The following is a 24,443-nucleotide window of genomic DNA, read 5'->3' as shown; positions in this document are numbered from 1 at the left end:
ATCGCATCTAAAAGTAAGCAAAATTATTCACTATTATCAAAAAGGGTCTATCCCAAAAGTCAGCCATCCGCTGCTCTTGAAACAGACCCTATAGTATAATTAGCCAAGCTATTTAACCTCTACCGGCAAGCTACTGCAAAGTGTGCCACAGACGCATCAGAGCCACCGCTGCTTCTGCCCTTGTGGTCAGAGAATCCGGATCAAACCGGTTCCCTTCACGACCCGTCAGGATGCCGTGATCCGCAGCGGAGCGGATATAGCCTTTCGCCCATGCGGGAATAACATCATCATCCTTGAAGTTCGTCAGCTGTGTTCCCGCTGTGTCCCATTTCATTGCTTTTGTAAGCATGGCGGCCATTTCTGCCCGGCTTATGGTTTGCATAGGTCTCAGTGTACCGTCCGGATAACCTCCAAGTATGCCGCTTTTTACCGCTGCGCCGATGACGTCTTTAGCCCATAACGGAATAGTTGTACTGTCGGTAAACTTCGATACATCCGCACTTGCTTCCTCTGGCAGCCCCATCGTTCTCAGCAGCATGGCCGCAAATTCCGCTCTCGTAACTTGCCCGTTCGGCCTGAAGATCGTGGAAGAATCGCCTTTAACAATCCCTTTTGCGGCAGCTTCATAGATTTGCAACTTTGCCCAGTGGCCTTCAACATCGGTAAACGTGCTTAAGATTAATTCAGCATCCGCAGCTTTAACAGGTAATTGCTTGAGATCCGCATTGCCTGACTTGCTTACCTGAGCAGTCGTATCGGCAGCAGGGGGGTTGTTCGTACCTCCCGGCTGACTCTCGATAGTGAACGTGTGGAGAATGGAATCAGCTGTATTGCCCGCTGCATCTGCTACCCTGGCCAACACATTATGCACGCCGGACGTAAGGGCCGAAGCTGCTGTCCATGTCCAGTCACCATCACCTCCGGCTATTGCCGTTCCTGCCGCTGTCCCGTCCAGAATAATGGTAACGGTCAGCCCCGGATCGGACGTTCCTTGTACAGCTGGTGTCGTATCATTTATTACCGCCCCGTTCACCGGTGCAATAATAACCGGAGCTGCGGGAAGCGTGGCTTCAACCTCCTTCTCCGCATAAGTGCCCACCGTATAGATATTCGGTTGCGGAACTTCTTCCATCCCGGTTCCTAGATAAAAGCCGGGATGCGGCGGCTGGTTGTAGCCAATGTTCTGCCATGCTGCCGATAACCTGTATTGCGGATCGTGCATCAGTGTATAGATTCTTTCCTGCGTCAGATCTGTAGTTGTAAAGATTCGCAGCTCTGTGCTGCTTATATTCTTTAGAACAATTTCCTCACGCCAGTCACCAAAAAGATCAGCCTGTAGCGAGGGTTCACCTTTGGTACCGTCAGCCAAGAATCCCTCAAATCTCACCAGCGTATCTTGTTTATTATTTACATAATCCCATTTATCGATGTGTGAGGTACCGCCGCGGTATTGATCCTCATAATCGTGATCAGCAAGCTCCCGGGAGAGGTCCCCATCCCACCAAATCGCATAACTCGTGCTGGGAATTGTAGTGGAGAGCAGTTCACCCGTCACCGTGTATAACCGGCCTTGGTCTACCTCCCACACATTCGGCAAACTGCCATCAACCGCCCATAGTTCCTCCCCCGGATATCTTGGATCAATATCTCCGGTTAGAGCTCTGCCTGTATCACTTACGGTCTGAAGCTGTCCAAAAATAACTCTTCCCGTCTTGGCATCCTTCAGATCAACACTGTATTTAACATGCTGCTCTTCCTGTGGAGCCCACTCTTCCAAACCCGGATTGTTCGGATCCAGATCGCCCACATGCATAGCATCACCGTGACCCAGCATCGAATTCCACAATCCCGTACCATCGTCATCTATAGCCGCTGCCCCGGTGACAATCTCATCTTTACCATCTCCATCGATATCCGCCACGCTTAATTGGTGGTTTCCGGAGCCTCTGTACGCTTCATTACCAGGCGTATCAGAATCAAAAGCCCAACGCTGTACAATTTCCCCATCTTTAAAGTCATATGCGGTAAGTGTCATTCTTGTATAATATCCACGGGTCATCACCAGGCTGGGATGCACGCCATCCAGGTAAGCAACCGCACCCAGGAAGCGATCCACCCGGTTTCCGTAGGTATCACCCCAATCGGCAACATTTCCTCTTCCGGGAATAAATTCTGTCGTATCCAGCGCCTTGCCATCCACTCCGCTGAATACGGTCAAATACTCTGGACCGTCAATGATAAAACCGGCCGAATTCACATAATTTGCAGCGGGATCTCCAATCACATTCCCCAGGCCGTCTACAGTGCCGTCTGCCGTTTTCATGGCGACTTCAGCTTTACCGTCACCATCCAGGTCATAAACCAGGAACTGATTGTAATGGGCGCCGGCACGTATATTACTTCCGCTGTTCATCCGCCACATTCTGGTTCCATCCAACTTGTAGGCGTCATAATAAGTCGGGCCGGTATAACCCGTTTGGCCGTTATCCTTTTGATTGGAAGGACTCCATTTCAGCACAATTTCATACTGTCCATCACCGTCAAGGTCTCCTGCACTGGATTCAATGGGCGTATAGGTATAGGCGACTCCGTCTGGCGTTGTACCGCCTTCCGGTTTCTGAATGGGTATGGACAGATAATTTGCATTCCATACTGTAGCCGGATCAGACTGCAGCTTTTCCTGCCCGTTCATAACGGTTCTCACATAATAGGTTGAACTTTCGTTTCCGCCCGCATCGATGTAGTTGGTGCTGTCCGTTATAGGTGATGTGTTCACCTTTACTCCGTCCCGGTAAAGATTGAAGTCCGTTTCTTCCGGGTCTGTTCCCAGGAGACGCCAACCCACATAAATTCCATTGCCGGTCTTGATAGCAACTAATCCGCGGTTGAGACTTTCCATCTGCCGTGCTTCATGAACAACCGGAGCTGCACTTACGGTTACACCTGAGGATTCAACCTCATCGGCAAATACCGCCTTTGCAACATAGGTATAGGTTGTTCCGTTGTTCAATCCGGAGAACGTGGAAATTTGCTTTCCTTTAAGAACGCTATCCACTAATTGGAGGGATTGATCTGAAGAATCTACTTGATAGATATTTGCTTTGACATACGTTGGATCCAAAGGCTCCGTCCAGCCGATCGATACCTTCGAGTCTTTAGCATCGGTTTCTACATACTCCAGATCCGGGTGAGCTTCTAATCGCCGGATGGAGAAGTTATAGGTTTTATAAACCCCTGTGTAGACTGAAGACGTAACATTTACCGGAATACTGTCCAAGTTATCTTTCAAATTCAATGATACGGTATTGCCGCTGGCTACAGTTTGACCTCCCGCCACAGAGAATAAGATGCCTGGCGTACTGGCTGTTGGCGTAAAATCAAGTGTTGTAGTAGAATTCGGAACGACCAGCGTATAATCGGTATAGTAGGATTCAAACCGGTCGGTTAGAGTCCCCCCGCCGATTGTAAGGCTATCCATTTGAACACCGATCTTTTTCACACTGATATTGTCGATGTTCAGTGTCCCGCCGGCATTAGGATTAAAGCCAAAGGCGCTGATTCCCTGTATCGAAGTATTACTGAAGGGTTCCGTTACTGTAGCCACCGTTTGCCCGGTGGTTAAATCCTCAATGGTCAGCGTATACTTTTTCTCGGGATAGCTGAAAAACAGGTTGTAATGATACCAGTGGGTCGTATCATACGCCGCATAAGGAGCTGCTGCATTACGCTTTTGCAGTTTCCCGGCATTGAATTGCAGTTGTGCTGCAGAGTTGCCTGTTGAATTGACAGCCCCGCTCACGATAAACAAAAATCCGCCGTTGGCACCAGGAATATTGATATCGAAATCAATAACCATGCCTCCTGATATATTCTCAAAGGTTTGACCGATATAAGATGAACCGGTCCCCGGGTGATTTATCGAAGCATAGGTGCTTCCAGTCACTGTATCGGCAACGGCTTTCACCGCCGGCGCTGTCCCCTTCACACTCCAGGTGTTACCGCTGCCGGCTGTGATCGCGGCTCCTGGAGTATAACCTTCGAAATTCTCCTGGAATAATACTGAATCTGCAGCAAATCCACGATCAGGTGTGATCACAAACATCGATACAAGAAGTGTGAGTACCGTTAAGATGGATATACGCCTTCTGGCAGCTTTTAAAGTTATCTTTTCTTTATTTGAAAAAAACATCTTTTCCCCTCCTTATTATGATTCTTGTGAATTAACTTATCACCGCTTCGAGTAAGCGCTTGCAATATGATTTTAAAGCGGTTTCATGAATGGCCATCCCCCCTCGTCTCAGTTGACTATGCCCGAATCATAGCGTTCTAAACGTGCCGGGTAAATCGCAACTTTTGATTTTATGTACCAATCCTGATTTTTCACTGGAAAAGTTTCCTCTCAGACTGAATAAATCATAAATGTCCGAAGGATGCAGGAGAATACGTTCTGATCAGACAAAAAAAACTGCAGCGTGTGCAGTTTTTAGAGTGGTTTCCTTTTATGGGCGATATTTTTATTTACTTGCTGCTTTTTAGAGGAATACGCACATACACACGAGTCCCCTGCTTAGGTATGCTCTCGTATTTCAATCCATATGACGCTCCATAGGCAAGCTTTAGCCTCTCATTGATGTTGCGGACCCCGTATCCTCCGCCTTTACGCTTTCTGTTATCACCCTTGAAGATGGCTTCCAGCTCGTCAGCTTCCATACCTATACCGTCGTCTGTTAGCTGAACAACAAGATCATCCTGCTCGGCCCAGGCTGTTACCCGGATAACCCCTTCTTCCGGCTCTTTTTCCATAATGCCGTGCAGAATCGCATTCTCCACCAGCGGCTGCAGGGTAATCTTCGGGATTTCACAGTTGTACCATTCACGGGTTACCTCCAGCTCCAGTCTGATCCCGCCGCCAAAACGCATATTCTGTATGCTGGTATAAGCCTCAATATGCTGCAGCTCGCTTTCCAAAGTAACAAATTCCCTGCCGTTTGACAGACTAAGCTTATAGAAGGTTGCCAATTCGTCTACCACACGCTGAATATCACGTTCCCCTGCTTCAATCGCCATGATATTAATCAGATCCAGGGTATTGTAGAGAAAATGCGGATTAATCTGTGCCTGAAGGGCCTTTAATTCATTGCTCTTCACTTCATTTCCGAGCTTGTAGGTTTCGCCGATTAACTCAGCTATATTGTGCACCATGACATTGAAATTCTGCGCAAGCTCCCCGATCTCATCTCCCTTTACAGGCAGCGGAGTGACATTGAAGTTGCCATGCTTAATTTTGCGGGCATGCAGGATCAGCTGGCGAATCCGCTTCGTTGCTGTGCCTGCGGTGAAATAAGCTAAAGGAAGCATCAAAGGAATCACCAGCATAAATATGGAGATGATGCGGTTCCGGGCATTTACCGTCGACTCGGTAATATCTGAATAAGGAACGATAATCGCTACTTTCAGATTCGTATTCGGAATATCCTCAACACCCAGAAGGTAACGGTTGCCCTCCATAAGATAGCCGTCATCATAATATCCTTCCGCGGCTGAAACCTGCGTTATATTCTGCAATACATCTGCAACCAGCGTTTCCTGATAGTCAAACTGATCGGAGGTACTCAGCACCTCTCCCCGGTCATTAAATAGCAGGGAGGATGTATTGGGAGTCAACACCGCATGATTTAACACCGTCTGCATGGCGCTTGATTCAATACGGGCTTGAACAATCCCTTTAAACTGGCGGCTGTTATTAACATCCAGCACTTTCCGGAGTATCGCTATTTCTCCCGGATTTGCCTCCGGGTCGGCCATCCGGGTCGGAATCCAGTCAAAAACTTCATCGCTTGAGGCAAAATCACGATACCAGCGCTCCTGCTTCACCTTGCCCAGCTGTAAGAAATCCGGACTTTCCGTCGCTCCTGCCAGCCCCTGTTCCATATAGATCTGGATGCTTTGAATATCCTTATTGTACAGAAACTGGTTGACCAGCTGGTTCAGTACCACCGCATCATTATGCCATTCAATAATATCCTCATAGGGCGCTGAATCTGCGGCAACTCCAGTCTGAATCAGCGGGTTGAAGGCCAGAAAGTTAAGCACCTCTGTCATTGCCTCAGACTTATAAGCTACATAAGATTTCGTTTCATTCAGCATCTTGCGGGAAGCATCTACCGCCCGTTCTTCATCCTCCTTCCGGGTAAGCGTGATGTGAATAATCAGAAGTAAGATGAAGGGAATGGAGATGACAAAAAGGTAGGTAGCAAACAGCTTATAACGGATGCTTAGATTGGATAGCCTGTTCAGCCAGATCTTCATCGCAGAATTCGCTCACGGTACTCGCTGGGTGTACACCCGACGTATCTTTTGAAGAAGGTTGTAAAGTAGCCTGCATCGGTAAATCCCAGCTGCACCGTAATCTCAAATAATTTCATACTCATATCTCCCAGCAGTTCCTTGGCCTTATTGATTCTGACATCTGTAATATATTCTTTGATGGTTTGTCCCTGCTGTTTTTTGAAATACGCGCATAAGTAGGTTTCACTAAACTGAACATGATCGGCAATCGCCCTGATCGTAAACCCGCTGGTATGAAAATTGGCATGAATATAACGGATAATCATCTGCATTTTCCGGATATTCACATCTTTAGGTTCCCCTAGTCCGGCAGTAAACAGCTCATCCATCGCGTTCATCACATACTTCTCAAGTGCATTCAGACTAGGAATATTATCGATTTCCTTCCATACATAACGCCGCTCAGTATCCTCCGTATGTTCCACCAGATTGAGTTGAACGGCCGTCTCTGTTATCGCCAGCATAAATTGAAAATAAGTATCCTTCAGCCGCAGAATATCCAGATCCATACAGGTACGCGCATAGCGGGTCCATTCCTTCAGTGCAGCCTTGGCCTCTTCAATTTCTCCCTTACGCAGATGGTTGCGTAAGCGGCGCACCTCGTCCCAATGGGTATCAATCGACCCGGAGGGTCCGATAGAATCGAAGAAAATAATGTTCTGGTCATGATAATACTGAAAAGCACTGATTCGTACAGCATCGTTGTAAGCTTCCGGAATCTCCATCAGTGACCCGGCGCTGGAGCCGATGCCGAGTCTTAGTTCAATCGCTTCCCCGGCGATTTGACTTAGCTCAGAGAAGAGTTCTTCAATCGTTCCGCGTCCATCGCGGTAAGCGTTGCCGAAGCGCCCGGGAATAATCAGCACCAGTTGATTATGCCAATTGAAGCCTGCTATTACCTGTAGAGAAGAGAAACGCTGGCTGCGGTTAATCATATCCAGAATAATATTCTGATGCAGCGAGAAGTCCTCGGGATGAGCAATCCCCTTCCAATAGAGATTAGCAGCAGCAACCGTATACGGCCCCTTAAGCGGCAGCAGAAAGGTTTCCTGGTTCTCAATGGCAGGGCCAACATGCGGTGAAGCTGGATTGGAGATCAGCTTGCGGACCATTTCCTGCCGCAGGTACGGAAGGCTCTGGTCAATATCCTTTTGAACCTGCAGTTCCACCGTGAACTTCTTTTTCTCTTCCAGGCAGAGCAGGACGGCAGCTTCAACCGCTGAACGCACCTCTACTGGATTTACTGGCTTCTCTATATAGGTCAATGCCCTTAAATGTATAGCCGATTTCAAATACTCTTTATCCGAATACCCGCTTAGAAAAATAATTTTACCTTGCGGCGCACTCAAACGGTATTGGTGGGCAAATTCGATGCCGTCCATCTTGGGCATCCGCACATCACAAAGGATAATTTCAGGCAGCCAGTCTTGGATCTCACTAAGAGCTTTTACTCCATTATGGGCTGTCCTCACTTCATCAATCCCGATTTCCTCCCAATCGATATGACTCCGAAGCAATTCTCTGGTTCGCGTCTCGTCATCAACAATCAGCAGTTTCAAGCGGTGATCCCCCTTTACCGGTTCATGAAGTGAATAAGTGTACAGATTCTTTAAATTATACACGGAAGTCTTGAAAGGTAATCACCCTTTAACGGCACCAATGGTAATCCCGGACACAAAGTATTTCTGCACAAAAGGGAATGCCAGAATAATTGGGCCTGTAGCGATGACAGTCATCGCCAGCTTGAACGTTTCCTTGGGCGAATCGATGTTGGCTACATGTTCAGCCATAGACGAAGAAAGGTTAATGGAGGATAACATTTTATACAGCAGATACTGGAGCGGAACCATATTATTATTGTTCGTGAACATCATAGCTGTCCACCAGTCATTCCAGTAATGCAGGACCATAAATACACCTATGGAAGCAAGGGCAGGCTTGGACAGCGGCAGAATCATCTGGAAATAAATCCGCAGATAGCCGGCGCCGTCGATTTTGGCAGATTCGATAAGCGGCTCAGGCACTGAGCCCTGAATAAAGCTCCGCAGAATCAGAATGTACATTACGTTAAACATAGGGACCAGAATCAGCACCAGATACGTATCCGACAAATGCAGATTGCGGGAGATCCAGATGTAATAAGGTGCCAGTCCACCGCTGAATAAGGTTGTGAAGAACAGGAAGAAGGCCAGTACATTGCGGTACCGGATCTCTTTGCGGCTAATCACAAAGGCAGACATCGAAGAGATGAGCAGGGAGAGCGCCGTGCCGATAACAGTGATAATGATCGAGACCTTATAAGCAGACAACACATCCTGCGGGTACCGGAAAATAAATTTAAAGGCGTCGATTGAAAAGTCGCGCGGCCAGAACCAGTAACCATCCTTGAGGACTGAACTCTCTGTAGAGAGCGAGCCGGAGATTAGCACAATAAAAGGCAGTACACAGACAAGCGCGATAATTAACACAATGGCATAGGAGATAAATGTGAACCATGGCGTTGAATTTATTTTACGGTTACTTGTGGCAGTAGTCATTTGATTACACCTCTTCTGATTGGATAGGTTTAGAACAGCGCTTGATCCTTGTCATACCGTCTTACAAGCCAGTTCGCCGTCAGGATAATAATTAGTGTAAGAACCGACTGGTACACGCCGACAGAGGAAGCCATTCCGAAATCTGCAGTACCCATCAGTGAACGGAATGCCAAGGTATCAATAATATCCGTCGCGTCCATGAGTCTTCCGTTATTCCCGATGAGCTGATAGAACATATCGAATTCTCCGCGCATGATCCGGCCTAACCCGAGTAATATCAGAATGATCATTGTCGGTTTCAGAAGCGGCAGTGTAATTTTCATAATTTTCTGGAACCGGCTAGCGCCGTCTATCGTGGCTGCTTCATAGATTTCCTGATCTATACCTACTATAGCCGCCAGATAGAGCACACTGCCGTAGCCAACCCATTTCCACACATAGAGAAACGGAAGCAGGAAGTACCAGTAGCTGGTGCCCGAATATATATCTAACGCCGCCATATTGAAATGCTCCAGCAGTTTATTGACAATACCGTATTCATAATTCAGGAAGTTATATACAAAGGCCGAAACCGTTACCCACGAGATGAAATATGGCAAGAACATCAGCGTCTGGGATAGCTTCTTAAACCATTTTTTCTGAATTTCCGATAAAAAAATCGCTGCTGTCAATGAAAATAATGTGTAAGCAGCCAGAAAAATCACATTATAAATAACGGTGTTGCGGGTAACGAGCCAGGCCTTACCAGACGAAAAGAAATAATCAAAGTTATCAAATCCTACCCAAGGGCTGGAGAATAAGCCTCCTTTTACGGTATAGGATTGAAAAGCCATCACAATCCCACCCATGGGGATATAAGAGAAGATAATATAATAAATGGCAATGGGCACAAACATTAAATAGAGTACACGATTTTGCTTCATATCCAGCAGCAGATTGCCTTTTTTCCGTCTTTTCTCTGGTTTCTGCACGGTGGTAACCTCAGTATTGATTTGCATTTACTCTCCATCACCTTTCGGGTATGTTCTATAGAAAGGCCGCCCCATGGGAGCGGCCCGGTGAGCTATGATTATTGTTTGTTTTTCAAAAACTCTGCCGCTTGAACTTCAACCTCTGCTTTGACTTTGTCAATTCCGGCGGAATTCATTTTTGAAACCAGAGTGTCAAAGGCTTTGTCTACATCTTTAACACCGCCAATAACAATCGGCTGGAAATATTGCGAAGACAAGGTCTTGAGATTTGCCATTTCGGATTTAACCTTCTCTGTATTAAACGTAAATCCAAGATAGGTTGGTGCTACAAGATAATCCTTAACCTTGCTTTGAAGTTCAACATATGATTCCGGCCAGTCCACACTTGGTTTGCCGAAATCCTTATCTACGAACCAGAACCCGGATGCATCCGGCGGATAGCTGTTGTTCTCGGTTGTAACGCCTTCAGGAAGTCCAAGCTTGCCATCAGCCGTAGCGACATAGTTTGTACCTTCAATACCGTAATACGCCAGGTTAACATAAGATTCCTCTTCCATTAGCAGATCCAATGCCTGAAGCGCTCGTTCCGGATTAGCGGAATTGGCGGCAATAGCGACACCGTTGTTGAGCCAGCTGTTAGATATGGACTTCCCTGTAGGACTAAGGAATGGCAGAATGTAAGTTTCTATGCCTTTACTCTTAGCAGTGGTTACCACAGACTGAATGTCCAGCGAGTTCCCTAAGGCTACTCCTGCTTTGCCCTCAAGGAAATTGTTCATCGATTTCACTTTATTGGCGAATGGATTTTTGTTGACATAACCTGCGTCATACCATTCCTTCATGACTCCGGCAGCGAATTTGAAGGAGCTCAGTACCGGCTCATCTGTAATACTCAACACTTTCCCTGTAGGGTCTTCTGTATCGGTGTAAGTACCGACTGCGCTTGGATCAGCGGAATCAAGAGGCCCTGCTGCATAAGCGAATTTTTCTGAAGCAAGAGCGCTAAATGGTTTAGTAAGATCATATTGCGAATCCAGGTTGAGTGGAATCATATCCGGATAAGTCTTTTTGATTTCAGCGAAATAAGGACCCAGCTCGGACAGCTTGGTCGGATTTACCAGCCCGCTTTTGTCCAGGATATCTTTCCGTAGTACAGCCACACTTACTTTGCGGTCCGGGGTGGTTGTCGGAATCATATATTGCTTCCCGTTAACATAAGCAGCCGTGTATGCTGCCGGATCTTGTTTCGCGAAGTATTTCGGCATATTGGTCTGGATCATGCTCTCGTCAAGCGGCAGGAAAGATCCCTTATTGGCTTCAGAGATATAGAAGTTCCAGTCGGCTGCAAAGATGAAATCGACATCCTGGCCGGAAGCGAGCACTAACGGATATTTGGAAGCCACATCTCCCCAGCCGATGTAGTTGATTTCAAGGGTAGCGTTAATGTCTTGCTTAAGCTTCTCATTAATGGCTGCCAGAACCGCAGGCATTCCCTTCGGGGCTTCACCCAGCAGATATCCGGTAAGCTTAACCTCTTTGGAGTTGTCCGGCTTATCAGCATTTGTTGCTGCGGGTGCTGCCGAATTCGTTGAAGCCGGTTCTGACGTTTCACTTGCCGAATTGCCTGTGCTGTTATTGCCGCCACACCCTGAAATTGTAAGCGTACACAATAAAGCGATTGCAAGAGTGGAAATCGTGTTTCTCTTTAATCTTTTCACTTTGAACCCTCCCTTTATATTCTAAGCTCTTCTTACAATTTAATATTATTGTTTTCGGCATGGGGAGGGTACCCGTCAAAGTTACGATAGACTTAGAATTCCTAACATTTGTGAATAATTATCAGCCAGTCACTGGTTGCTGCCCGGTGGCTGGCTGATGGTTTAGCTATTCCGACTCCAGAATAAACCGGTTCCACTTCTGCTGCCAGGCGATATCGTTCCAGAACGGATGATGCGGTGCACAGTTAGAGCACAGCGTCATGCCCCAGAAGCCAAGTGCCATGCCCTTGCGCAGCGCGTACTCTGCAATGAATTTGCCGACTGGACCTTCCTCGAATCCGGTTAACAGCGGCGTATAGCCCACGTATCCTTCACCAATGACAACAGGAATACCCGAACGCGAGGCCCACTCGGCAGCCTCTTCCAGACGCATATCCGACTTTTGCAGCATAGCCAGTTTATGGGTACCGTAATTGTCATATAAGTAGAGGTCCCATTTATCCGGATCCACCCAATCATGCAGGTAGATCTGCTTCATCCCGACCGGATTGCCCTCCATCCGCCACTCCTGTCCTTCCGGCAGTGTCCACTCTGCGAATGGAGGCGCATCTTCTCTTAATAGAGACTGGACGAAGGGATTCGGAAAAGAAAGCTCATCATTGAGTCCGGCCTTGTCCATGAGTTCATATAATACGCCCCGAATATAGAGATGATAATGGGCAACCTGCATATTACGGGCCACATAAGCCTTCGGATAGGCTTCGACCAGCGTATAGCTGGCTGTCATCAGGATATCGGGATGCTGCTCCCGGAGATAATCAATCGCCTCTTCTATATATGGCTGCATGGCTTCCACTATCTTAGGCGAATCGGTTTCCTTGATGCCCTGTTCAATCCCCACAGCGGTAAGCTGGCCATATTCCACCTCGTTATGAAGCTCAGCATAGACAATCTGACTGGCGAATCCTTCTTCCTTAATAAAGCGGATCAGCTGATTCATAGACCTCGCAATCGTCATAAAGCGTTCCTTAGGAGCGACGGCGGCCAGTTCATCGCGCAGGGCGGGATGAGCCAGGAAGCTGGGACTTTGCTGATATTCCCAGGATGACAGCATAATATAACACCCGTGCGCTTCGGCCTGTCTGAAGAGCTCCAGCAGGTGGGCATGTCCGTCCAATACGGCTCCGCCGCGGCAATTATACCAGCGTGTCCGTTGCCCTACTTCCCCCAGGTTGCCGAAAAGCAGCGGTCCCGGCCGTTTGCCTTCCGCAGTGAACAATAAGTAAGGCATCGCACAGATCCGGATTGTATTATAGCCCCGGTCCACCGCTTCCTTAAATCGTGCTCCAAGATCACTGTAAGGCTCTCCGGGCAAGGTCATCGTATACCAGGAGAAATCCCACATGGTGATGGTCAGTTTGCGCGGTAACTTTTGAATGACTGAATTCATTATTATCACTCCTAATTTGGGGATTCGCGTCTTATTCCGTTCTAATCACAAGCTCATACACAGGAACTGCACGAATGGAAGCAATATCGGCAATCAGTTCTGTAGCTGTCTCGTTCCAGCCTGCCATCGTCGTATTACTGTTAACAATAGTACCTTTGCGGATCGGGGATACATAGAGATACATGCCCTTGTCATAGAGCCGCTCTTCAAACCGCTTGAGGCCAATTTCCCATGTTGTGTTGTTGCAGAAGTTATCATTAATGAGATCACCGTCAATGAAGGCATAGCCGATATCTCCGGCATAATCAATTTGCAGCAAGGCTTCTTTGACACCATCCAGAGAGCCGGATGCGAATTCAAGAACCGCCCGTTCATCCTTGACCTTCGTCCAGGTAAAAGCAACTTCTTTCTTCGGTGCGAGCAGTTTGTAGGTTGTGAATAAGCTGTCCTTTGATGCTTCCACCAGTTCTCCGCCCGATACCGAACCTAAACCAGCTTCAAAATCAGGGAACACACTTAGCGTGACTTCCTCCCGGTCCGTCAGCTCCAGCTTGATCTCGTCCCCGGATACCAGCAGATTTGCGTCCGTGAACAGGACACGCTGCTTCCCGCGGACATCAGCCTTCCAGAATCCGAGGCTCTGCTCGTCCGTCATGGTGTAGATTACGACTGACTTGCCTGCCGCGGATACGAGCCGTACGATACTGGAGGCCTGCTCTTCTGCTTCAACAATCGTCATATCCCCCAGTTGCAGGATATGTCCGCGTTCGCTCTCTACACTCATCACATCGTTACTCGCCAGCGCATAGCTGCCCTTCATGCCTTCAGGCACAAAGAAGAAGTAATACGCAGCATCTTCCACATCCAGCTTCGTAATCAGCTGCGCGGTTGCATATTTCAGCGTAATCCCGGCCAGATCGAAATTATAAGGCAGAATCGCAAAGCTCTCACTGCCAAGCGTCAGCTCACCTTGAGCGGGAATCGTAATCGTCTCACCGGGAAGCTCAATGCTGACGTTCATATCCTGCAAATCATGATTCTCCACATGATCCTGGAAATTGTTCAGGAACAGGAAGCCGGAGCCTTCATGTGAACGGATGGCATAGCGTAATTCACTCACATCATACGGATCTTGCCCGGAGGTGTCTCCCGGCAGAATCGTCTTGGTCAAAGCGAACTGATTCTGGAACCCGGTGAACAAATAATGCTGCAGCTTCGTCCGCTTGTACGATTCGCGCACTTGTCCGAATTCACCAATCATCGCATTGAAATCATAGGAAATCTTCGGTGTCGCCAGATCGTTCGTGAACGGATTCACCTTTCCCTTAGGATTGCTTCCGCCATGGTACATATAGTATCCGAGCATATTGCAGCCCTCCGCCGTCTTCATGACAGACATGGCCGGAACGCTGTTATATGGAAACTCGAACCGGTATTTATAGAACTGAACCATCCCGCCGCCCATCTCACAGCAGGCATACGGATAGTCTTCCGGCTGGTAGAAGGGCTCGAAATTGTAGCTCTTCGGAAGGTCATTATTATGTTTGTCGCGGAAAATATACTCCGGTGTTGCCGGATGCTCCTTAATCCCGTCGAAGCGGTCCGTCTCATAGTAAATCCACGGCCAATACGCATATCCGCCCCATAATGGCAGCATATCCGGTACTGGTGTCGTTGCACCGCCCCAGCCTGTACATGTATAAATAGGCGTATCGATTCCTGCCTCAATCGCCAGATCTCTCAGCAGCAGCATATGTTCGTTACCGTCACTGCCGCCATTCAGCCACATATTGTTAATCCCGGTCGTGAGGCCCCACTGTGCCGAGGAATGGTTATGCTCATTCTCGATCTGTGTGCCGATAATCGGCCCTCCCTCTTTGTACAGCAAGCCCTGCACCTGCAAACCGATCTCCGCATACAGTCTCCGTACATAGGCCAGATATCCTTCATCATTGGAGCGGACCTCAAACGGGCGTCCGAACAGCCAATCCGGCATGCCGCCGCTGCGCATTTCCCCGTGACAGAAGGGGCCGATGCGGATCATAACATACAGTCCATGCTGATCACACAGCTGAATGAACCGGCGTAAGTCCTTACTGCCTTCCCATTCAAATACGCTTTCAATTTCCTCGTGCAGGTTCCAGAAAATATAGGTAGTGACAATGTTGACGCCACCCATCTTCATCTTAATAATCTCATCTTCCCAATACCGTTCATCATAACGGGAGAAATGGAATTCACCGCATACACCGTAATACGGCTCCCCGTTCTTCTCCATATAATAGTTCGTAAAACCAATCCGGTCACCGGATGGGTTCACCCCGCCAAGCTTGATATGTCCTGCAAAAATATTCTTCTTGTCATCGCTTACAACAATGCGGTAGTTCTTCATAATGTGATCCCACTCCTCAGTTGATTGTTTAAATGGTCGATACCGGCTCCCAGCGTAAGCTCTAAATGCCATGAAAAAGATGAATGGGCCGGGATTATTTGTGCTGTCCCGTTACCTGCTGCCATTTCCAGTGAATCGTAATAACCGATACTCGGCTCAAGCGCACAAGTGACCCGGTCATTGAACATCCCCTCATCCACCCAAACCCCTAAATAGGGAACCTTGTCTGCGGGAACAGACAGGATTATGAAGTTCCCGCTTTCTTCTTCATATAACCCAGAGCTGCCCGCCGGAACTTTATGAGGATAATATAATTTCCTTCCATCCCCGGTCACTGCCGGAGAAATTAGCGACACTACATCCCGGTGATACGTCTCCCCATTCTTCAGCGAATGGCCCGGATACACGCACAGCATGTCCTCCATGGACTCCGGGAGAAGAATGCGGGTTGGCTCTGTAATCGCGAATTGCGGATGGGGCACCCATAGAAAGGGTATTGGCCCGTCACTCAAATTGTCAGCGCGGTAATCCAGTCTTATCCGGTCAGCTGAAGGAAATGAGATCGTCCTTGTGAATTGATAAGGTACGCGCGGGCTCCGGACCGAACCGGTAACCGTACCCCCATCGATTCTGCATTCCCAGGGAAGTGACCATACCTCACCATGATCTTGAAGGATTATATCCATACCCAATGCACAGCTGTTGACCGTCGGATAACATTCATCCCAGCCGCTCATATCCCATTCGCCGAATCCTGAACCGTATACCGGCTGCCGCATAGGACGCGAGCCTGAGTCCAGCATCCATTCCTTGCCTGTAGGCTTATACAGGATAGAGACCAGTTTGCCGCCGATTGCCGGTACAGTTTCCAGACGGATTTGTTCACCTTCTATTACAATTGACTTGAAGCCTGCGTAGGTTCCCTGTGTTATGTCCGGTGCTGCATCACTCAACCTTCTCACTCCCTAAACATACTATCCTCACTTTACCTTGGCTGCTGCCTTACGCCAATTGACTAAACGCTTAATTTGATGGACTATATTCTTACTTAAAAATGCTCCTTCACGCAAAGCACAAACAGCGCATGCCAACTAAATCCTGGCGTGCGCTATCTGCATACCAATCCTTCACCCTATGAATAGCGGGACTTCCTTGCGGCTGCTGTTGCCGCGGGAAGTCCTTGATTCATCCGCTTTACGGGGCAGTGATCGGGTAACTTTTCATGAAATCCTGCACAGAATACAACATTTCCCTCATTAAATCGGCCCAAATCCGAAATTGTTGTACACAATACAGGATTCCACCTTTTTCAAGCGGATTTCCTGGATTATTCTTGTATTTGATACAACAATCCACCCAAACGCTTGGCTATCTATGAACTCAAGTTGCAAAACGTACAACATTTATGTCTACAGTGCTTATCATTCTAAAGTTCACTCTGTATAGCGTTTAATTTCCGGAGTTCCGTCTTGTCCTTGCCGGTAAATACGCCGTACTTCACGATAGGCCAGCTTAGGCTTACGATATTCGTTCACCAATCCCTTATTATTGAAGCTGCGGGCACGGTCACGGAATGTGCGTGCATCACTACGGATGTCGGCAAATTGCCAGATATAGGTTCCGACGATATTCGGGTCTTCCCTGAAAATCTTCAGTGCCTTCGTGAGAATATCCGCCTGATACTCTTCGCTGAAGAGCCGCCGCTCCTCCCAGCCCGTATCTCCATAAATTCCTGCGCCGCCGAATTCTGCTAGAATGACCGGGATGTGTCCGGCTCCTACAGATTCTGCATACGCATGGTACTCTTTCATAAACCGGGTGAATTCCTCAACATCGCCATCGTACCAGCCATAATACTTGTTGATTCCAATAACATCAAACAGGGCCAGCGTGCGATCATCCAAAGCCTGATGGGTAGCATAGGTGACAAGCCTGCTGTCATCCAGCGCGCGGACACGATCCGTCAGCAGCTTGGTGAACTCAAGACCTTCGGCCGTATTGGTATCACATTCATTATGGACGGACCAGAATAATACACTGGGATGATGGAAGTTATACGAGACCATTTCTTCCAGCATGTGCATGGCCCGCTCGCGGACCAGCGGATCTGTCATATGTGGGACATGATACTGCCAGAGCGGAATCTCACTCCAGAACACAATGCCCCGCTCGTCCAGCAGGTCAAGCCAATAGGCACTTTGTGGATAATGAGATCCTCTAATACTGTTGCAGCCCAACTCTTCGATAATATCCAAATCTTTATCCATTAATTTGGGCGGAAAGGCAAAGCCCCATTCGGGATGCTCTTCATGCCGGTTAACTCCTTGAATATAGAGCGGCTTCCCGTTCAGCAAGATCTGCTTGCTCTTAACTTCAACCGTCCGGAATCCGATGCGGTCGGTATAATCATCTTCCCCTGCCACTACACGAACTGTGTAAAGTGCCGGGTCCTCCAGCTCCCACAGACGCAGATTTCTCCAGTCCTGCCGGACATGAACCTTTAAATATTCCTGCTCAACCGGCCACACCTCTTCGGCCGTATGCACAATTTCATCATTCAGTGAAATCATAATTGGTATATTTGAGCCTGTACCTCCGAGTCTGCGAAGACGCAGTGAGATGTCAACCTCCGCATCATTACCGGTTAGTGCATACTTAATATTCAGCTTATCGATATACAAGTCTGGCAGTACCTGCAGTTCTACCGGACGCAGGATACCGCCGTAATGATACCAATCCACATGTGCAAGCGGCAGGCTCTGCTCATTATGCGTATTGTCAGTGCGGACAACAAGGGAATGAGCGCCGGCTTCCAGCTCCGGAATAATCACTTCAAACGCAGTAAAGCCTCCATAATGCGCACCAACATGCACACCGTCTATATAAATATCTGCTTGACCACTGACCGCATGAAATAGAAGCTTCGTATGCCCAGAGGCTCTAAGAGTAATAGTAGTGCGGTACCAGGCTACTCCTTCATAATCATACAATCCGATTTCATTATTCCAGCATCCGGGAACATACATTTTGCGCTTCTGTCCTGGGAAATGCTTAAACCACTCATCCTGAACTCCGCGATTGTCAGCATCCACAACAAAATCCCAGTGCCCGTCAAGTAGAATACATTCTCGTACCACATGTTGTGTAAACGTGCGAATCATGAAATAACCTCCCTAATATCCTCTCAATTCCTCCATTCTACTGCTTTCCCTCTCATCAGAGGATGGAGAAAAGCATTTATCATATTGATAAATCGCTCCATTCGGAGAACATAGCCTTTATCGGGTCAGCCATCCTCCATCAACCGCAAGGATATTCCCGTTGATATAATCCGAAGCTCTTCCTGCTAAGAATACCACCGCTCCAATGACATCAAACGGATGGCCCCATCTTCCTGCAGGGATTCTATTTACAATTTCTGCGTTTCTGCCTGCATCATCTCTGATTTGGGTAGTCGCATTGGTTGCTATATAACCAGGTGCTACTCCATTGGTCTGTATATTCAGATTTGCCAGCTCATTGGCAAAAGCCTTGGTCAGGCCTGCGACTCCATGTTTGGCTGCAGTGTAGGAAGGTACAAATTTACCGCCCTGGAAGGATAACATGGAGCAAATATTTATGATTTTGCCATTGCCCTGTGTAGCCATTACCTTTGCCGTTTCCTGACTCAAATAATAGACGGCATTCAAATTCAAATCGATAACGGCCTGCCAGTCCTCATCCTTGTACTCCAGCAGCGGCGCCCGCTTAATAATGCCGGCGTTGTTTACCAGGATATCTATTTTACCGTACACCTCTACACACTTCTCAACCACTTTAAGAATGTCATCCTTAATCGTCAGATCCGCCTGGAAGAAATACGCTTTGCGCCCCTCAGCTTCAATAAGCTGTCTTGTTTCGTCCCAATTTAAATCATGGGTAGCTATAAAAAGATCTGCGCCTGCCTTGGCTAAGCCCAGGGCATAACCTTGTCCAAGTCCTGTATTTCCACCTGTTACCAAGGCAACCTTACCATCTAGTCTAAAAAAATCCATGGAAAAGCTTGATATTGAAAAGTCCATCTTTTTCACCGCCACTACATTTATTTTAGAGAATTCGTAGCTACTGCATCCATGTCAGTGAAGGTTTGATTCTCCCCTACCATCCCCCACAGGAAGCTATAATTTCTGGTTCCTACTCCCGAATGTATCGACCAGCTTGGAGAGATAACAGCCTGCTCATTCTTCATAACAATATGCCGGGTCTCTTCCGGAAGACCCATGAAGTGGAATACCACATTCGCATCGTCCAGATCAAAATAGAGGTATACTTCCATTCTCCGGTCATGGGTGTGACAAGGCATGGTATTCCAGTTGCTGCCTGGTTCCAGGCTGGTAATTCCCATAATCAATTGACAGCTGTCACATACCGCAGGATGAATATACTGATGTATCGTTCTATTGTTACAATCGATATCGCTGCCTGTTTTTACCTTCTTGGCCATTTCCAGCGTTATCTTTACTGTAGGATAGCTTTTATGCGCCAGAGCACTATTCATATAGAACTTGGCAGGTCTATTAGCATCTAAGCTTGCGAAGCTGATCTGCTGTACCCCCAGCCCTACATATAGACCATCCCTTGCATTCAGTTCATACTTCTCTCCATCAAGAGTAACTACACCCGGACCTCCGATATTGATGATCCCCAGTTCCCTTCTTTCCAGGAAATAATCGCAGCCGAGCTCCTTACTCCCTTTCAATTCCAATGGATGTTCTCCTGGCACCGCAGCTGCAACAATAATCCGGTCGATATGACTGTATACCATTTTAAGCTCATTTTTCACGAACAGGTCTTCAATCAGGAAATGCTGTCTTAATTCTTCAGTATCGTATCTCTTAACATCCCCATAGTGGGCAGGATATCTGATATCCATCTTTATTCCTCCTAATGATTAGCGTTTATTATAAATTTCCATTTCTAAGTAATCCTTACCGGCCAAGATCATCAGATTCTCTACGAAGTAATAATCTCCCCAGATCATGAACTCATTAATGCCGTTGCCGAACGGTTTGCCGTACACCCCTTCACGGATAAGTCCCCATACTTCTTCTTCATCGAAAGTACCGTAACTTACGATCAGCTTAGTCATCGCCTTTTTGGCCATCAGAATGCATGCCTGCTTCACTTCTTCGCTAACATCAGGAAAATGTGCGATCCGCAGCATACCGTTAACAGCCAGAGTTAGTGCCGATGTATCCTTTTCTTCCTCTTTCTTCATGAAATCCCATGGTGGAATAATGTCGTCGCCCAGTTCATCTACAAACCACTCGAGCATCTTCACAGCCGTATCCAGGTATTTCTTGTCTCCGGTATAGGCGTAGCACACAGGGAAACCTTGAATCCCCCAGCCTTGCCCTCTGCTCCAGGTAGATTCATTACTGGAACCCTGTTCTGTTTTAATTCTAAGCGGTTCTTTCGTCTCCGGATCAAAGAAGAACGTATGGCCGCTGGAATTGTCAGGTCTTACAAGATGTTTCATTATGGTATCTGCCTGCAGGCTGGCAATCTCTTTATAGTATTCATCGTTTAATACTTCAGCTGCCCAGAACCACAGAGGGATACAGCAAAGACTGTCAATAATCGTTCTGTTGTGCTCCGGCTCCTTACTGTACGGCATTCCCCACGCCTGCAGATACTGCCCTTTTTCTTCAAACCGCGTGGATAGAAATGCTGCTGCCCGGATACCTATATTTCTCCACTTGTCTTCTCCGGTTACCGTGTAACCCCTTACAGCCGCCATATCATAAATAACGCCTACATCATGGCAATGAATAGCGAGGGTATTGAAGCGGTGATTATAGCCTTCGTAATGTTTCTCAGCGGCTTCTTTGAACTTAGGGTCTTGGGTCTGGTTGTAAATCATCCACAGCCAGCCTGTCCAATAACCGGATACCCATGTGGTGTTGTCCGTAAGGATATACTTATCTCCTTTTCCGGTATACGGGAACTGATTATTAAACCGTTCTATATTGGCAGCTGTCTTACTTATCACTTTGTCGATGGTATCCTTGAATAAGGCATCACTGTTTGTGATATCGATATCCTTCCATTTATTTTGCACTTTTTCTAATAGGCTCATTTCATCATTCTCCTTATAATATTCCAAATGTTTTGAAAGCTTCCGTGCATAGCATTCCATCTTGAAGCGCATCCCGGACGAGATTTTCGCCCGATACTTTCTCAATGGCTTTCTCAATTGCTTCTTGCTCAACAGCCTGCGGGATGATTACAACTCCATCGATATCCCCAAAAATGATGTCCCCCGGATGAATTCTCACACCGCTTATTTCTACAGGAACCTGGTAATGGGTAACATCAATTCTCCCCTTGGAGTCTGTAGGCTTATTCCCCTTTGTAAATACAGGGAAATTCATCTCTTTGATTTTCTTGGTGTCTCTGCTGAGTCCATTTACGAGTGCACCTTGCCCGCCTCTGGCTCTACACGCGGTTGAAAGAAGTTCGCCCCAGAATGCAGAAGAATCATCTTCACCGGTTGTCACAACAAACACTTCACCTGGTTGTATAGAATCCACCGCTTTCATTTGCAGTTTATACGGTTCTGCAGGAACATCAAAAACCTTTGCAGCAATGACGGTAAAAGATCTCCCCAATAAAACCATATCTTCGGTAAGCGGATAAAAGCCGGTATCCAGGGTTTGATTACGGTAACCCAAGTCATCAAGAACATCACTGATGACAGCAGAATACAATTTCACTTTTAGTTCCTCGTAAGAGTAATTGTGAATGGATAATGACATGCTTCACTTCCCTCCTTGAACTTTCTATATGTTTTTTTATCTTTCTCACTACTTAATTATGTAATCCCGAGCTCTAATTTTACATAGATAAAAACTTTCAACATGTATAATTCCGTGGTATAACTATCCTTGAGGTGAAGATATGAACCCATACAATGTGATCGCTCATGTCAGGTACAGTTTATTCAGAAAATGTCCGGAAAGCGGCTGGAAAATTGACACCCGAACGCTTAACGATCATGAATTAGTGCTTATTACAGGCGGGATGGGCACAATAACCATAGAGAACAACGTATATCCTTTGAAACAAGGCACCTTACTGTACCTGTATCCCGGAATCGCCCATTCGCTAAATAGCGGTAATGACAATCCCATGTCCTTTTACGGTATTCATTTCAGCTATTTAAACGCGAAATATTTCAACAATCAGTGGAGCAGTGAAGAAGGTCATGGAGCGTTGCCAATCAAAATCATGTCTGAAGTTTTTGCCTACCAGAAGATTGAGGGGTTATTTAAGAAAGCGAATACGTATTGGAATGAGAAGTCTCTGGGGTTCGAAATGGCCTGCCGCAGTGCGCTGCTGGAAATACTGTATAATCTCATGCATAATTCAGAAGCTAATTACGCTTCCCGTCTGAAGATCGAGACATTACTCGCCTATATCAATAGAAATCTCAATAAAAAGATTACTGTAGATACTCTTGCCGGAATGGTGAATTTATCACCGGATTACTTGGCAGCCCAGTTTAAAATTATTACCGGGTTTACAATTATCCAATACATCAATCAGTGCCGCATAGATCATGCTAAGATCATGTTGCTCAATGGAGAGTTACGAATAAAAGACATCGCGGCTGAGGTAGGGTTTTATGATGAATTTTATTTCAGTAAAATATTTAAAAAGCATGAGGGTATCAGTCCTGCGAATTTCATTAAAATTATGAGGTGAGAATATCGCCAAAAAGCAGACATCGGTCCCCTACAAGGGGCTTAAATGTCTGCTTTAGGTAACAGAAACAAGTCTTTCAATTCAGCTACACTTCAACCGAATATATATCACTTCTTGCACCGGAAAAAATAACACTAGGCGCACTATTATACACGATCCATCTGCCGCTGGGGTCACTAATCGCATGCGGATGGGAATACTGGCCTGTCATGGTTGTAAAGTTCGTACCATGCTGTGCGACAATCTCAATTCTGGGATCTTCCTGATCGAAATAGACCCACATTAACAGACCATCCAGAATATTCCCGTCAATAATAGCCGCATTCTTACCTTTCATTGCAGACACATGGCCGTAATACTTGGCATCCTTGAAGCTATACTCCCGGATAGGATTACCGTCCAAGCCTGCCAGGCCGATGTACCATCCGCCTTCCGTCGTATTATTTTTCCAGCCCACGTCGTTTATAACACCATGATATACGATGCCTTTCCCGTCCCAGGTCCAGGCGTTATGCGTCTGGAAATTCTGTTTCTCTTTTGTTTTCACTTCCAGTAAGCTTTGTTCCGAGATCTTATAGATCCAGACTCTGCCACTCTCTCCGACCTTATGGCTGGGACTTGGACCTTTATCACGGCAGTACATTAATAGATCCGGGTCTACCGGATTATACATTAAGTGGCCAGCCTTCAGTCCTTCTTCAGCGATCAGAACCTCCGGCTTGCCCCCTGAGCCATCTATCGCTTTCACAAAGATTTGATAGCTTTGGCCTTCATGCTCGTCCGGATGCAGGACAAGGACCAGATACGCCAGGGTCTTCTCGTCAGGCGATACAGCCATCGACTCTATGAAATATTTCTCATCCATTCCTTCCAGAATGATTGCTTCTTCTAAGGTATCAATATGAACCGCTCTGATTTGTCTGCCTACCAGATAATACGCCCATCGGCTCTTCGGTGCAATCACAGGGCCAATGGGTATCCCCTTGCCGTTACCAAATTGCCTTAACTCTTCAAGACTCCCCATACCATCTATAGGCTCAATCAGGCAAGTGATGTCTCCTGTCGGCAGATGAGCCTTGTACAAGGCACTTTTCCCTTCTCTGATGGAGACGAAGATTACATATTCACCATCTTCTGTAAAAGCTTGCCCGGTATGATAGGAAGGAATGGTATTCACTAATCCCTTTGTAGTAATCTGTCTCACTTTTCTTAGGGTGACCGGGTCATTATATAGTCTTGATTCGTTCCAAACCGTTCCTTTCATGCTCATGCATCTCCCTT

The 24,443-nt window shown here is 47.0% G+C and carries 16 protein-coding genes; 1 reads left to right on the top strand and 15 read right to left on the bottom strand.

The features are described from left to right. Positions 1-130: 130 nt before the first annotated feature. The 14 genes from GC101_RS09070 to GC101_RS09005 form a co-directional block, all read right to left on the bottom strand. Positions 131-4,189, bottom strand: a complete 4,059-nt coding sequence (locus GC101_RS09070; RefSeq protein ID WP_171716967.1) for a rhamnogalacturonan lyase family protein — start codon at positions 4,187-4,189, stop codon at positions 131-133. Positions 4,190-4,518: 329 nt separating this feature from the next. Next, positions 4,519-6,309, bottom strand: coding sequence for a cache domain-containing sensor histidine kinase (locus tag GC101_RS09065; protein ID WP_171716966.1), 1,791 nt, complete (start codon positions 6,307-6,309; stop codon positions 4,519-4,521). Next, complete coding sequence (locus GC101_RS09060) at positions 6,306-7,907, bottom strand: response regulator (RefSeq protein WP_171716965.1); 1,602 nt, start codon at positions 7,905-7,907, stop codon at positions 6,306-6,308. The genes GC101_RS09065 and GC101_RS09060 overlap by 4 nt, the downstream gene beginning before the upstream one ends. Positions 7,908-7,988: 81 nt before the next feature. Beyond that, a complete protein-coding gene (locus GC101_RS09055; RefSeq protein ID WP_171716964.1) occupies positions 7,989-8,885 on the bottom strand; it encodes a carbohydrate ABC transporter permease in 897 nt (298 codons plus the stop codon). 29 nt (positions 8,886-8,914) lie between these two features. After that, positions 8,915-9,808, bottom strand: a complete 894-nt coding sequence (locus GC101_RS09050; RefSeq protein ID WP_246354249.1) for an ABC transporter permease — start codon at positions 9,806-9,808, stop codon at positions 8,915-8,917. Positions 9,809-9,954: 146 nt separating this feature from the next. After that, entirely contained in the window at positions 9,955-11,574 is a 1,620-nt protein-coding gene (locus GC101_RS09045) for an extracellular solute-binding protein (RefSeq protein WP_171716962.1), read from the bottom strand. Between the two features lie 166 nt (positions 11,575-11,740). Then, on the bottom strand, positions 11,741-13,024 hold the full coding sequence (locus GC101_RS09040) for a cellulase-like family protein (RefSeq protein WP_171716961.1): 1,284 nt from the start codon (positions 13,022-13,024) through the stop codon (positions 11,741-11,743). A gap of 31 nt (positions 13,025-13,055) precedes the next feature. Continuing rightward, positions 13,056-15,416, bottom strand: coding sequence for a beta-galactosidase (locus GC101_RS09035; RefSeq protein WP_171716960.1), 2,361 nt, complete (start codon positions 15,414-15,416; stop codon positions 13,056-13,058). Beyond that, a complete protein-coding gene (locus tag GC101_RS09030; protein ID WP_171716959.1) occupies positions 15,413-16,369 on the bottom strand; it encodes a hypothetical protein in 957 nt (318 codons plus the stop codon). Before GC101_RS09030 ends, GC101_RS09035 begins: the two co-directional genes overlap by 4 nt. Positions 16,370-16,849: 480 nt before the next feature. Beyond that, positions 16,850-18,577, bottom strand: a complete 1,728-nt coding sequence (locus tag GC101_RS09025; RefSeq protein ID WP_171716958.1) for a glycoside hydrolase family 2 protein — start codon at positions 18,575-18,577, stop codon at positions 16,850-16,852. Between the two features lie 117 nt (positions 18,578-18,694). Then, the gene (gene kduD / locus GC101_RS09020) at positions 18,695-19,477 is read right to left on the bottom strand and encodes a 2-dehydro-3-deoxy-D-gluconate 5-dehydrogenase KduD (RefSeq protein ID WP_171717058.1); all 783 of its coding nucleotides are present in this window, start codon (positions 19,475-19,477) and stop codon (positions 18,695-18,697) included. Between the two features lie 20 nt (positions 19,478-19,497). After that, positions 19,498-20,328 (bottom strand): 5-dehydro-4-deoxy-D-glucuronate isomerase, encoded by an 831-nt coding sequence (gene kduI / locus GC101_RS09015; protein WP_171716957.1) that lies wholly within the window; start codon positions 20,326-20,328, stop codon positions 19,498-19,500. Positions 20,329-20,346: 18 nt separating this feature from the next. Further along, positions 20,347-21,534 (bottom strand): glycoside hydrolase family 88 protein, encoded by a 1,188-nt coding sequence (locus tag GC101_RS09010; RefSeq protein ID WP_171716956.1) that lies wholly within the window; start codon positions 21,532-21,534, stop codon positions 20,347-20,349. A gap of 13 nt (positions 21,535-21,547) precedes the next feature. Next, positions 21,548-22,213 (bottom strand): RraA family protein, encoded by a 666-nt coding sequence (locus GC101_RS09005; protein WP_171716955.1) that lies wholly within the window; start codon positions 22,211-22,213, stop codon positions 21,548-21,550. A gap of 142 nt (positions 22,214-22,355) precedes the next feature. Between GC101_RS09005 and GC101_RS09000 the strand changes: the two genes are divergently transcribed. Next, complete coding sequence (locus tag GC101_RS09000) at positions 22,356-23,162, top strand: AraC family transcriptional regulator (RefSeq protein ID WP_171716954.1); 807 nt, start codon at positions 22,356-22,358, stop codon at positions 23,160-23,162. Between the two features lie 85 nt (positions 23,163-23,247). On the opposite strand, the gene GC101_RS08995 is transcribed toward GC101_RS09000, so the two are convergent. Continuing rightward, positions 23,248-24,426: a TolB-like translocation protein gene (locus GC101_RS08995; protein WP_171716953.1), complete on the bottom strand. Its 1,179-nt coding sequence runs from the start codon at positions 24,424-24,426 to the stop codon at positions 23,248-23,250. Positions 24,427-24,443 lie beyond the last annotated feature (17 nt).

The sequence above is a fragment of the Paenibacillus phytohabitans genome, from assembly GCF_013141775.1.
In the GTDB taxonomy this organism is placed as follows: Bacteria; Bacillota; Bacilli; order Paenibacillales; family Paenibacillaceae; genus Paenibacillus_AQ; species Paenibacillus_AQ phytohabitans.
This window is presented reverse-complemented; position numbering and strand designations above follow the sequence as displayed.